The following is a 12,876-nucleotide window of genomic DNA, read 5'->3' as shown; positions in this document are numbered from 1 at the left end:
ACTCAATCAACAACTTAGGATGCAAGAACTCAGATGAAAATTGAACGGATTGAATTGTATCATGTGGCAATGCCACTGATTTACCCGTGGCGGACCGCATATGGCGAAGATTCAGCCATCCATTCTGTCCTGTGCCGTATGATCAGTGGGTCGGTGGAAGGCTGGGGAGAAAGTACGCCGCTGGCCGCTCCCTGCTACAGTCCAGAATGGGCCGGTGGTGTGTTTCATACCGTCTCTGAATGGCTGGCGCCGGCCGTGATCGGTCAGAATTTTGAAAGTGGGGATGCCCTACAGGAAACGCTGTCACTCTACAAAGGTAATTCGTTTGCCAAGGCTGCTCTGGATAATGCCTGGTGGAGCCTGCACAGCCGCATTTCAGGTATTCCTCTGCATACTGCATTAGGAGCGACACGAGACGAAGTTCCCGTAGGTGCCGACTTCGGAGTCATGGATCATCTGGATGATTTAATCGAAGCCGTGGGTACTGCGGTTGCAGAAAAATTTCCCCGTATCAAACTTAAATTTCGACCGGGCTGGGATATCCCCATGCTGAAAGCGGTGAGAACAGCTTTTCCTGACGACACATTTCACATTGACTGTAACAGCGGCTATCGTCTGAGTGATGCTGCCCTGTTCCAGGCGATTGACGAATTTCAGCTGGCGATGATAGAGCAGCCACTGCAGCATGATGATCTCACAGATCACCGCGGGTTGCAGAAACTGATTCGCACCCCTGTCTGTCTTGATGAGAGTATTACCAATCCTCTGCGTGCCCGGCAGGCGGTGGATTTAAACAGTGCCCAGTATATCAATGTAAAACCCGGGCGTGTTGGTGGGCTGACGAATGCCGTCAAAATTCACGATCTGTGTCAACAGGCAGGCATTCCCTGCTGGGTGGGAGGCATGCTGGAAAGTGCAACCGGTGCCTCACATTGTGCGGCTCTGGCGATGTTGGATAATTTCACTTATCCGGCTGATATTTTCCCCAGTGAAAAGTATTACCATGAAGATCTTGCCCAGGTTCCTTTATCACTGTCAGTAACGAAAGAGGGGGTTCCGGGGGTGAAAGCATTTCCGGAATTACCGGATCCTGATCTTGATCGATTACAGTCACTGACCATTCAGAAAAAGTCGATCAGTTCCTGAAAGATACTTTTTCATGATTTGTTATCAAGTGTTCATTGTGAGGTTTCGGTCTTTGATTCGAATGCAGCCGAAAATCAGGAAAACTTTCAATAAAAGGATCTTATTGGGGAATAACCTGTATTGTTTCAGTATCTTTCTACTTAGAGAGTCAGGTTATGTCATTATCGAATCCTAACAATTCAGATGAACTGACAAAACTGGTTGATGAGTATTATCAACTACTGTTTCGTTATGCGTATCGTTTGTCGGGTGAAAGAACTAGTGCCGAAGATCTTACGCAGCAGACTTATTTGATCGCCCAGAAAAAATTGTCTCAACTGCGTGATCCGAAGCTGGCGCGGTCGTGGCTGTGTACGATCTTGAGAAACCTGTTTCTGAAAAAAGTGGCACAAAAGAACAGTGCCGTTTCTTTAGGTCTGACATTTGATCTGGCTTCTGAAGAAACGGCAACGCCGGAGCTGACATCTCAAGAGTTACAGAAAGCCCTGGATGAACTGTCCGACGAATTCCGGGTTCCTTTATTGATGTACTATTTTGAAGAGCGATCCTATAAAGAAATATCCTCGGAATTATCCATTCCAGTCGGAACTGTGATGAGCCGGTTGTCGCGAGCAAAGTCGTTTTTGCAGGGACGGTTTTCAGAGCCATTACAAGATGTCACAGCGATTCACTCGTAGAAATTACACAGGAAATTGGCTTCATCATGAATACGTCAGAACCATCAAGGTCATCAGGCTTTCCTGAATCAGAAAATACTGATTCAGGTCATAACGCTGCTGATCCGGTTTTTGACGCACAACTGAAACGTGTCCTGTGCGATGTTAAAGTTCCGGATGGACTGCGGGACAGGTTACTCCTGTCTCTTGCTGACCATGAATCTGCTGCGACTGCCAATGATCTGCGGATGATCGTTCCCCGCAGACGTTTTTTACATCATCCGACGCTACTGGCGGGGCTATCAGCCTGTCTGGTTTTCGCGGCTATTCTGACCTACTTCTGGGCTGCACAAGGACCTGTCATTGATTTAGCCCGCTTCGGTCCCGAGCTCAACCTGGACAGTCGTCTGCTGCCTGAGTTCGATCAGCATTTTACATCTCATCTGCCTGCAGAAGGGGGCTGGAACTCCCGCGGGCAATTAACCATCTACAACAAGACCTATGGTGTCACTGCAGGAACTACCGGATCACAAGATGCCGCTGCTCGATTTTTTCGACTCCGTATCGGAAATAGCCGGTCTGTTTTTGGCGCGCTATTGCAGATTCCCGCCTCACAGGTCTCTCCCCTGCCCACTGCTACCTCTTTCGATCCCGGTCAGGTTGAATATTCCCAGTTGAATAAAGGGAACTTTGCGACTGTCAGATGGATCGAAAATGATCAGGTTTATGTGTGTATTGTTTTCGGTGGCGCGCGGGAGCTGGAAGCTTTAGGACGTGCCCTGCAATCCACTTCCGCTTGAAATCAGAACCCTGACCGGCTCTACTGATAGAGAGTTGTCTTTACTGGTCTGATACAAATCATTTTTTCCATAGGGGGCTGTCATGCGCGTTCTACTTCAATGTTGTCTGATGATGATGGGGGTTTGTATGTTCTCTGAGGTTCCCTGTGAAGCGGGAAGTTATGTTTACATCTCTCTGGGGGGAGAGAAAAAAATTGCCATCTATCAGCTGAATGAAGAGACGGGAGCTCTGACCCATTTGGAAGACGTTTCTCTTGAAGGAGGCCCCGGCTGTCTGGAAGTCGATCCACAAAAGAAATATCTGTTTGCCTCCGTCCGGACCGCATCGAAATTTATGAGTTTCTCCATGGATCCGCAAACCGGAAAGTTGAAACTCATTTCCAGTATCCCGGCGGGGGGCAACGCAGCTTATATCGCGACTGATAAGTCAGGCGGATATCTATTCTCGGCGTATTATGGCGAAGGAAAAGTGGCCGTCCATCGCCTGGGAAAACAGGGAGAGATTCTGGAAGAAATTCTGCAGACCATTCCAACCGAGAAAAATGCACATGCGATTTTACCAGACCAGAAAAATCAGTTTGTGTTTGTTCCTCACACCGGCCCGAATGCGATCTATCAGTTTCTCTGGGACGAAAAACAGGGAGTTTTAAAAGCAAATTCTCCCCCCAAGCTCTCGGCTGCTGACGATCTGGAGCCCCGCCATCTGGCGGTATCGCAGGATAATCGTTTTCTCTATTTTGATAATGAAAAAGGAAGTTCTGTTACTGCTTACAAACTGGATCCTGAGGCAGGAACTCTAACCGCCTTTCAGACCGTTTCGACGTTACCCGATGATTTTAATGGTAAAAACACCTGTGCTGATATCGAACTGTCACCATCGGGTGAATATTTATATGCCTCAAATCGGGGGCATAACAGTATTGCCTGTTTTGCCGTCGATCAGAAAACCGGGCGGTTGAAGTCGATCGGTCAGGCTGCTACGGAAGATACGCCGCGCTCTTTCAATATCGATCCGACGGGCCGATTCCTGTATGCCGCAGGACAGAAAAATGGCAAGCTGGCTGCATATAAGATCTCGCCTGAAAATGGGACTCTGGAAAGATTTGCGACGTATGAAGTGGGGAAATCTCCCTCCTGGGTGGAGATTGTAAAGTTTCCCTGATCCGCAAAATTGCCTCAAAAACGAAACGTACTTTCAGGTTTAGAGGGAAATCGTTCAGTGCGATTGCAGAGTGAGTCGATGAACTTCAATGGATGGATTCATTGGTAGAGTTCGTCTGTGCGCAGCGTTTGTAGCGCTACGTTTACTATTCATCGACTTCTTCTGTTCCCGTGAAGAGAGAGGCTCATCATGCGCTTTTCTATTTTCTCTTTGATTCTGACTCAACTCTTCTTTGCCGCTGTCTATGGTCAGGAACAGACACCGCTTCAGATCAGCTCAGACCATATTTCAGCTGACTCTCATAAAAACTCCATTAATATTACCAAGGTCCCATCGACAAATGCTTCCGGTCCAGCATATCAGCGTATGTCTGTCAGTCAGAAACTGATTCAGCAAAGAGCGTTTTTGCAGGCACAGCAGCGAATGCATCGAATCAGCGCCCGTAAAGCAATGGGAATCACACCTGGCAGACCAACTGTATATGTGAATGTCAGTCCGTTGCCAAATTACTATCAAATCATGCAACAGTCAGGATGGTTCTCTTACAATCCGTATTACTACGATGGCTACTGGTACGGCCCCATGTACTGATATTTGATCGATTGAGTTCGGATCAGTCCTTAGGCGGAAGCGACTGTGCAAACTTCACTGCCTGATTGATCCAGTATTTGAGATCTTCCGTACTTTCATAACCAGCCTGCTCCACATAGATCATGCTTTTGAGCGGCTTGCCTGTGAAATCCATTTCTTTTGTATCTGGTTCTTGCAGTGCTTTCTGAGCATTTTTCTCTCCCAGTCTCAACATCAGTCTGTCCCGGGTTACGCCGCAGCACATATTACCGTGCAGCATAAAGCAAATTCCGCCAAACATTTTCCGTTCAGAAAAGCCTTTGCGGCGTTTCATCAGCAGGCGAACTCTTTGTGCCAGATCTTCATTGAATGCCATTCGAATCTCCAAACCGAATTTTTCTCTCAGCGACTTTCTTTTTTGTAATAAACTGAACAAACTGGAAGTGGTCAGGATTCTGATATATGAAAGTGTATCTGTTTCTGCAGAGAAAGTGAAAGTAAGGGGACGGGAATGTTATTATTTCGATTTCTGGTATTGGTCTGTCTGGTGGGTACTGGATTTCTCATTGAATCAGTTGTTGCGCAGCAGGAGAGTGTTAAAACGGTAGAAACACAGCAGTCAACCAAACCGACTCCGTTTCATTCCCTGAGCCGCCCCGGTCTGGAAAATGTTTTTCAGCTAGATCAACAGTTTTATTCAGGTAGCGGGCCCCATGGGGAATTGAGTTTCAAGACTCTCAAAAAGATGGGGATCAAAACCATCGTCAGTGTAGATGGAACGGCACCCGATCTGGAACATGCCAGAAAAGCTGGTATGAAATATATTCATATCCCAATTGGCTATGATGGTGTTTCCGAAGACGCTGGTCTGGCATTTGCGCGTGTCGCGCGGGATCTGAAGGGGCCGGTTTATATCCACTGTCATCATGGAAAACATCGCGGGCCCACCGCAGCAGCTGTTGTCGGAATTTGTCGAGGCAGTCTGGATCAGAAAAGTGCCCAGCAGTTTCTAGCACAGGCAGGGACGAGCAAAGATTATTCCGGGCTCTGGAGAGATGTGAAAAACTTTAAGGTACCGGGTTCGAATGTCATTCTACCCGAACTGGTGGAATCAGCAAAAGTCCCCCCGATGGTATCCGCGATGGTTCACATCAGCCAGGAGTTCGAATTGTCAGATCAGTTACAGCAGAACAAGCCCGGGGATCGTAAGGAGAGACTACGGGTATTAGTCCTGCTCCGCGAGGAGTTACACGAAACAGCACGCAAGTATTCTAATGATTATGATGAGATGTTTAAACAATGGCTGACAGAATCGGAGCAACAGGTGAAGAAACTGGAAGTGGCAGTTCAACAGGGAGATCAACGGGCATTCACAACGGGCATGAAAAACTTAAAGACTCAATGCAAACGCTGCCACAAAACTTATCGAGACTGACCTTGCTTTCCCTGCCGGTCAATCGATTTCTTTCCAGATGAGCTCTACTTTCAGGCCTTTGTTGTTTCCTGCAGGTTCAGTCGAAAGCTTCATTTCAAAGTCATTTTCGTCTTGACCCACATGTGCCAAAGCACGGGGAGCAAACTGAAAACGTAGTTCTGTATCTATCTGTTTTGTGAGAGTAGCCGGGTCGGTCTGGTTCGGACTTTCCAGTCTTATGTAGTAGTGGTAGACAGCCGTTGGTTGCTTCCGAATCCATTCATTCAGGGAGATACGCATTCGGTTCTTTTTGACCTCGCCCTGCAGTGGAGTCCAGGACTGCTGGTTATACGAAATGGAAATGCGTGGCAGTATCTCTGTCGAAGTTAATTCGAGGTCGATCTCCCCTGCCAGTAACACGTAAGGCCAGTTCAACAGCCATTCTCGCTGGTTGGTTGCAGTCTGTTTGAGTTCACGCAGGTCCCGAATCTTTCGCTTGAGAACACCATGCCCTGCCCGGGGAGGTTGACGGGAGATGGATTTGGCTTTCTGATGGACACGGTCGGGGTTTGAGTAGCGGAATTCAACATAATCCAGTGGTTCCAGTATCGGTAAAGCGCTGGTATCTTTAATCCGCGGTTGTCGTTCATTTACCCGGTTATCTGAAGTGGAAGTATACAATTTCGCAACCAGTTCAGAAGGGCTGCCTAGCGGGTCCGTGGGCGTTTTGGTGATGATCTGAGGCTGTTCTGCCAGTTCTTCGACCCCCGCGATTTCGCCCCGTCGATTACGATAAAAGACCTGGTGATCCGGGTCGAACATATGCCAGCGACCGTCATAAAATGTTTCAGCAACAACATGCCCTGACAGGCCCCAGACGCGACTCTGCAAACCGGCTTTTCTGGCGAGAACCATGAAGTTGGTCGCACAATCATCACAAAATCCATAGCCATATACATTCAGGAATTTGACGGGATCATGCAGTTCATCTCCCTGCTCTGCCGGATCGAAATGATAGCGCCAGTCGACGAGGAACTTCCAGATGGCGATCGATTTCTCTTCTGCGTTCATCTCAGGCTTAAGAATACTGGCCAGCATTGCTGACTGACTGGAAAGGTCAGGAGCTCCTTTACGTTTCCAGGCAGGCGTGATTCGGGATTTTGAATCAAGGTTCTGCCAGATCATTTTGAGTGGTTGAGATTCTTTGTGAGGATTGACCGGGACCGTGATTTCCGAGATTGATTCTGTCAAAACGAATGAGGTTGATTTTTGCAGATATGATTCGGTACTGACCAGTTCATATTTTCTTCCGTTGGTTCTGGGGTCAGATGAATCGCTGGTTGAGAAATAGAGTGTACCGGGAGTCCAATGGCTATAGTGCCCTCCGCCCTGCTCTCTGATCCGGCTGTGAAGGGCATGAGGGAATGGAAGAGGTTTTCCGTTTTCCAGAAGTACACAACGGGATTCAGAATTTTTGTCAGCGTCTCTAGGGATCGATAGGCGTGTACTATAGGCGACTCCCTGTTCATGCGTGATGTCGTTCGGGTGGATCAGTTCTGTAACCACATTTGATTTCTGCTCTGACTCGGCCTGGAGGATGCGCTGCTCAGCCTGTATCTGTACAGGCTGGATAACAGTTCCACACAAGAGTAAAAGGTAATTCAACCTCAACGAAAACTTTAAACTTTGCATGATGATACCAGGTCAGAAGTCTAAAAGAATTAAGCAGAGAAAATCAGCAGAAAAAGGTATTAAGTTGTTGAGAATCATAGCAGGGCTGGGTGATAATGCACTCTCATTATCACTTAATTTCAGGTAGGTCTATGCGAATTATTTCCACATCATTATGGCTCTGTCTTATGATGGCAGTCTGCCCTGTCTGCAGAATCCAGGCGGAAGACGATGTCACTCGAAAGCGTTCAGAGCCAGCGAGTATTAACTCTTCCTGGGACGATCTGCTTGACGGGATTGACACTCCCGAGGATTGGGTTGAACATAAAAAGGTGCTCAAAAAACGTTATCTGAACCTGATTCGTGATCAGTTCAAGCCCGAAAAACCAGATCTGCAAATTCAGTTTCATGATACGGTGATCGTGGATGGTGTCTATCGCCGACAATTGATCAGCTATCAGGTGGAAGAGGATGAACGGGCTCATGCCTACCTGGGGGTCCCTTTGTACTTAAGAGGTCCTGCTCCGGCGATCGTTGCTTTGCATGGGACTTATAAACAGGGAAAAGCACGGGCGGCGGGCCTGATCGAGAATCCGGATAAAGCTTATCTGGATCATTTATGTCGACGCGGGTATGTGGTGATTGCTCCTGATCATTTTGTCGCCGGCCACCGCATTCCTGAAGCGGGACCTTACGACACCGAAGCATTTTACAAAAAGCATCCCGAGTGGACTGCTGTGGGGAAATTTACCTACGAGCATTCAATTGCCATCGATGTACTACAGACGCTAAAAGAAGTGAAACCCGATAAAATTGGTGTATTGGGACATTCTCTGGGCGGGCATGGATCGATGTTTCTCGCTGCTTATGATGATCGTGTTCAGGCCGCAGCTGGAAACTGCAGTGCTTCTTTTTTCCGCCAGAATGCCAGAGTGGAGGCCTGGTCCCGCGATCACTGGTATATTTATTTTAAACACATTCGTCCTGACCTGTTGAAGGGTGATCTACCTCCGATAGACTTCCATGAGATCATGGCTTTGACTGCACCAAGAGCTTTTCTGGACCTGTCCGGACTGAATGATGGAGATCCTCTGACCCAACGCCAGCGGGTGCTGATGTTACTCAAGGTAATGGATGTGTATGAGTTGGAAAAAGCTCCGCAGAACTTCGCTTTTTATGTGCATGGAAAAGGTCACTCTGTCGCGCATGAATCGCGGGAGCTGATGTATGGCTGGATGGATACGCATCTGAAGCCACCCGCAACGACAAAAACAAAACTGGTGACCCCCTGAAAGAGATGGAAAGCGGAATTAGATGGAGCTGATTATTATCAGGCATGGAAAAGCGGAGCATGCTGGCGTTGTACCCGGAGGTGATTCTGCCAGACGGTTGACCGAACATGGCAGTTATCAGTTTCGAAAGGTGGCGCAATGGATGGTCGAGCATCAGAGTTGCCCTGACTTGATTCTGCACAGTCCGCTGGTAAGAACCACTCAAACCGCACAGATCCTGCAGGAAGTCGCGGAGTTGGATGACGACTTCTGCCATCCTCAGGACTGGCTTGGTTTCGGATTGAATCTGGAGAAACTGATTTCGTTCGTCAGTAAAAAAACGTATGAACGGGTCGCCGTCGTTGCGCACATGCCTGATGTCGCGCGGTGTACTTCGGAACTGATAGGTGGTGGCTACATCACATTCAAGCCTGGTAACACTGCGTGCATACAATTTGATTCAGTCATCAGATCAGGCCAGGGAAGTTTGAAATGGCATCTGAGTGCGCCCCTGTTTTAAAACTTCACTTAATTCGAATCTTGCTTGCCTGATCATACGGAAGCAAGAGTTGTTCGATTCACGGCTAAACAAATAAAGAATTTTACTGTGAGAACAGTTCCAGCACCCGTGCATCAGTCAGACTGTCAGCTATGATCTGAGCCGAACTGAAATCACCGTAGTTACTGTATTCGTGTGGAATCGAGACCACATACGCGCCTGCCCCGACTCCCGACTTTGTACCTGTTTCACTGTCCTCAAGAACGAGCATCCGCTCTGGAGTGACCCCCATTTTTTGGGCGGCTGTCAGATAGATTTCCGGATGAGGCTTGCCGTGTGTCACATCTTCCGCGGTCAGGCTGATAGGAAATCGATGAGTGAGGTCGAACTGGACAAGCAGAGTTTCCAGATAAGGCCGGGGAGAAGACGTCGCGACACACTTGGGGATGTCCAGCTCTTCCAGATAATCCAGCAGTTCAAATAAGCCTTTCATGGGCTTTAGATGTTCCTGGAGTAACGAACGGAAGATTTCCTGACTTTCCAGCCAGAGTTCATGTGGATCTTCTGGTTTTTCCAGATGGCTGGAGAGATGTTCGAAACCCTCCAGAGCCCGGCGGCCCATCATGCCCCGCAGTATATCAGGAGTCATGGTTTTTCCACGTCGTTGCAGGAGGGCGTCACCGGATAGAAAAAACACGTGCTCGGTGTTAAACATTAGTCCATCCAGGTCAAAGGCGACCGCCTGAATGGGAAGGTTATCTGACATGAGTAAACTCTTTATCATAAAACTGTAACTGGTTAAGCGACTCTGTGGTGTAGGTTAGTCGTTCTGCCCAGTGGGTTCAATCGAACGGCTCAGACTGTGTCCCGTTTTACTGTAGCATCTGCAAGGCTGTTTAGCCCGAGTATATTAGATTGAGAGACGCGATACTTAAATGTGATGCGTTCTAGAATGCCGGTTTCTGCCCGCGATAGCTGAGGTCCAGCAGTTCCATGGGATGCGCGACCCAGAGTGGTTGATGGGACTGACGGAGTTTGGAATCAATCTGCAGTGTGCAGCCGACATTTCCGCTGATGACAATTTCTGCTCCTGTCTCCAGAATGTTGTTCAGCTTGCGTTTGCCCAGTTGGTCTGCCATTTCCGGTTGTGTCAGGTTATAGCTGCCTGCAGCGCCACAGCAAATGGTGGATTCTTTGAGGGGGATCAGATTGAGTCCCGGAATCAATTCGAGGAGTTTCCGAGGCTGATTTTGAACTTTCTGAGCATGAACCAGATGGCAGGCATCATGGTAAGTCGCGCGAAAGGGGATTTCTCCCTGGGGGGCAATCGGACCCAGTTCAAACAGAAACTCGGAGACATCCTTGAATTTTGATGCCAGTTGTTTCAACTGTTCTTTGTGTTCAGCGGAAACTCCTTCAATTTCTTCTGCGATATGGCCGTAATCTTTCAGCATGGCACCACAGCCGGCGACATTGACGATAATGGCGTCGATGTCATCCAGTTCAAATGCAGACAGATTTTGAAATGCGAACTCCAAAGCAGCCTGATCTGCTCCACTGTGATAGTGGATCGCTCCGCAGCAGGCCTGTGTTTTGGGGATCACAACTTCGCAGCCATTGGCCTGCAGGACGCGAACCGTGGCCCGATTCACATGGCTGTACATCGCTTCTGAGACACAGCCAGTAAAAAATGCAACCCGGGCCCGCTGGGTTCCCTGGGCTGGCAGAACTTCCGGCAGATCCGGTTCAGCCGGCTTAAGGCGTGGCAGCAGATCATTCATGCGCTTCAGTTTGTCCGGAAGTAGGCTGGTGAGTTTCAGCGCATTCATCAGTTTGTCGATTCGTAGAGCCTGCATGACGCGTGCCGGCAATAACGTCATACGAATCCGATTGGGGTAAGGAAACAGCCGATAGAGAATCCAGCGGTGGAACCAGTCGTGTTGAGCCCCTTTACCCTTTCGAGCATCCATTTTCTGAATGTCGACGCGAAAGGGCTCGATCAGGCGACCGTACTGCACTCCGGACGGGCAGGCAGTTTCACAACTGCGACAGTCCAGGCAGAGATCCAGGTGACCGCGCACTGCGTCAGACAGTTCAACCCGCTGGTCGACAACCGCCCGCATCAGGTAAATACGTCCACGCGGGCTGTCGTTCTCATTTCCCGTTTCCAGGTAGGTGGGACAGGCTGCGGTACACAAACCACAGTGAATACAGTCCAGAAATTTCTCGTAAGGGATTTCAGAACCGGGAATTTCTGTCGGATCTTGAGGGGCGTCGACGGGTTGAGAAAAAGAACTTCCAGGTTTCATATGTTAACTCGTATGCGAGATGCTGTTAGTCAAAGTAGATTACGTATTATTCAATTCTAATTTTCAACCAGTTCATAAAACCGTTGAGAATTCAGCACATGTTCGGGATCTAAGGCGTTTTTAAATTGTTGCATCAGATCCCAGCCTGCGGGAGGGGAACAGAACAGGGGCAGTGACTGGGACCATTCTGACTCACACTGGTAGATATTCAAATAACCTGTTTTCGGATCAATGGTTGTTTTCAACTGATTGAATATCTGCTGGACGTCATCCAGGGAACTGGCGGAGTCGGGTAAATGCCCGAAGACGATTCCATCTGCAGCATGCGCCTGTACCGCAATATTCAGTTGAGTCGCCATTTCAATAAATTTCATCATCTGCGAAGGCAGCAGAATTGCTTTAAGGGTCACAGGATCATCAGACGACGTCTGATATTCAGTGAATGCATTATAGAGCCGTGTGGCTTCTTCGGCCTCCACGGTCTGGACACCGAGCGGGGAGTACTGATTCCATTCAGAGACAATGTGGTTTGCTTGCCAGGTAACCTCATTTTCAGGCCCTTCATAACAGACACACAAAATATGATGATCTGCTGGCAGTTCCAGGCGGGCTTCCGCCGCAATTTGCCTCGCTGCTTTGGCGTTACAATATTCCACGGCGATCGGACGTGTGCCCGATGTCACGATTGCTTCCAGCGCCTGATCAACCGTCTGACAGGAATCAAACTGAAACCAGACCATGGACATCGTCTGTGGCTTGGGTCTCAGGTTGAGTGAAACCTGGCTGATGACAGCGAGTGTGCCCAGTGATCCGACCAGCATTTTTCCCAGATCGTATCCAGCGACGTTTTTCACCACGCGACCCCCCGATTTGAACAGGTTTCCCCTGCCATCTATTGCAGAAATCCCGATGACATAATCTCGAATCGTTCCATAAGAAAACCGTTTGGGACCACTGGTGTTTGTGGCAATCACTCCACCGATTGTCGCCCGGTTGGACTGCGGGATATCGAGGGGAAGTCGTTGCCCTTCCGCTGAAATTATTTTATTCAGATCATCAACTCGCATTCCAGCTTCGACAGTAATCGTTAAATCTTTAACAGGATAATCGACCACTCGATTGAGCTGTGAGGTACAGAGCTGGATACCAGTCTGGCTGGCGGGACAGCAGACAGCCAGCGAAGTTCGTCCACCGACAGGAAACAGCTGCCTGTGGTTGACAGCAGCATTTTCAGTCATGAAACGGCTTAATTCCGTTTGAGAAGCGGGAACAAATTCTTCCTGCGAGCCGGCTTGGAGCGGAGACATAGTTTTACTTTCAGGAGCCTTATTGAATAAAGATGGATTGCAGATGAGTCATGTGATCGGTCTGTGATGCA

At 48.7% G+C, this 12,876-nt stretch carries 13 protein-coding genes; 8 read left to right on the top strand and 5 right to left on the bottom strand.

All coding sequences use genetic code 11. The features are described from left to right. Positions 1 to 33 precede the first annotated feature (33 nt). The 5 genes from menC to ACN0YH_RS06080 all read left to right on the top strand — a co-directional run bounded on the left by menC (position 34) and on the right by ACN0YH_RS06080 (position 4,355). Positions 34 to 1,146 carry an o-succinylbenzoate synthase gene (menC, locus tag ACN0YH_RS06100; RefSeq protein WP_417378674.1) on the top strand — a complete coding sequence of 371 codons (1,113 nt, stop codon included), beginning with the start codon at positions 34 to 36 and terminating at the stop codon, positions 1,144 to 1,146. A 155-nt stretch (positions 1,147 to 1,301) separates the two neighbouring features. Further along, entirely contained in the window at positions 1,302 to 1,823 is a 522-nt protein-coding gene (locus ACN0YH_RS06095) for an RNA polymerase sigma factor (protein WP_417378673.1), read from the top strand. A gap of 26 nt (positions 1,824 to 1,849) precedes the next feature. Beyond that, on the top strand, positions 1,850 to 2,602 hold the full coding sequence (locus ACN0YH_RS06090) for a hypothetical protein (protein WP_417378672.1): 753 nt from the start codon (positions 1,850 to 1,852) through the stop codon (positions 2,600 to 2,602). 82 nt (positions 2,603 to 2,684) lie between these two features. Further along, positions 2,685 to 3,764: a lactonase family protein gene (locus ACN0YH_RS06085; protein ID WP_417378671.1), complete on the top strand. Its 1,080-nt coding sequence runs from the start codon at positions 2,685 to 2,687 to the stop codon at positions 3,762 to 3,764. Between the two features lie 189 nt (positions 3,765 to 3,953). Further along, a complete protein-coding gene (locus tag ACN0YH_RS06080) occupies positions 3,954 to 4,355 on the top strand; it encodes a hypothetical protein (protein WP_417378670.1) in 402 nt (133 codons plus the stop codon). A 22-nt stretch (positions 4,356 to 4,377) separates the two neighbouring features. On the opposite strand, the gene ACN0YH_RS06075 is transcribed toward ACN0YH_RS06080, so the two are convergent. Next, the gene (locus ACN0YH_RS06075; RefSeq protein ID WP_417378669.1) at positions 4,378 to 4,710 is read right to left on the bottom strand and encodes a TfoX/Sxy family protein; all 333 of its coding nucleotides are present in this window, start codon (positions 4,708 to 4,710) and stop codon (positions 4,378 to 4,380) included. Between the two features lie 135 nt (positions 4,711 to 4,845). Between ACN0YH_RS06075 and ACN0YH_RS06070 the strand changes: the two genes are divergently transcribed. Beyond that, entirely contained in the window at positions 4,846 to 5,769 is a 924-nt protein-coding gene (locus ACN0YH_RS06070) for a cytochrome c (RefSeq protein ID WP_417378668.1), read from the top strand. A gap of 18 nt (positions 5,770 to 5,787) precedes the next feature. Here the strand turns inward: ACN0YH_RS06070 and ACN0YH_RS06065 are convergent, their stop codons facing one another. After that, positions 5,788 to 7,314 (bottom strand): transglutaminase domain-containing protein, encoded by a 1,527-nt coding sequence (locus tag ACN0YH_RS06065; protein ID WP_417378667.1) that lies wholly within the window; start codon positions 7,312 to 7,314, stop codon positions 5,788 to 5,790. Between the two features lie 257 nt (positions 7,315 to 7,571). On the opposite strand from ACN0YH_RS06065, the gene ACN0YH_RS06060 reads away from it, so the two are divergent. Beyond that, a complete protein-coding gene (locus ACN0YH_RS06060) occupies positions 7,572 to 8,711 on the top strand; it encodes a dienelactone hydrolase family protein (RefSeq protein ID WP_417378666.1) in 1,140 nt (379 codons plus the stop codon). A gap of 22 nt (positions 8,712 to 8,733) precedes the next feature. Further along, positions 8,734 to 9,210 (top strand): phosphohistidine phosphatase SixA, encoded by a 477-nt coding sequence (gene sixA, locus ACN0YH_RS06055; protein WP_417378665.1) that lies wholly within the window; start codon positions 8,734 to 8,736, stop codon positions 9,208 to 9,210. An 82-nt stretch (positions 9,211 to 9,292) separates the two neighbouring features. Here the strand turns inward: sixA and ACN0YH_RS06050 are convergent, their stop codons facing one another. The 3 genes from ACN0YH_RS06050 to ACN0YH_RS06040 form a co-directional block, all read right to left on the bottom strand. Beyond that, positions 9,293 to 9,955 (bottom strand): HAD family hydrolase, encoded by a 663-nt coding sequence (locus ACN0YH_RS06050; RefSeq protein ID WP_417378664.1) that lies wholly within the window; start codon positions 9,953 to 9,955, stop codon positions 9,293 to 9,295. Between the two features lie 181 nt (positions 9,956 to 10,136). Then, positions 10,137 to 11,498: a (Fe-S)-binding protein gene (locus tag ACN0YH_RS06045; protein ID WP_417378663.1), complete on the bottom strand. Its 1,362-nt coding sequence runs from the start codon at positions 11,496 to 11,498 to the stop codon at positions 10,137 to 10,139. Between the two features lie 56 nt (positions 11,499 to 11,554). Next, positions 11,555 to 12,805 carry an FAD-binding oxidoreductase gene (locus ACN0YH_RS06040; RefSeq protein ID WP_417378662.1) on the bottom strand — a complete coding sequence of 417 codons (1,251 nt, stop codon included), beginning with the start codon at positions 12,803 to 12,805 and terminating at the stop codon, positions 11,555 to 11,557. Between the last annotated feature and the right edge of the window lie 71 nt (positions 12,806 to 12,876).

The sequence above is a fragment of the Gimesia sp. genome, assembly GCF_048262075.1.
GTDB lineage: Bacteria > Planctomycetota > Planctomycetia > Planctomycetales > Planctomycetaceae > Gimesia.
Note: the sequence above shows the minus strand (reverse complement) of the source record. Positions and strands in the feature narration are given on the sequence as shown.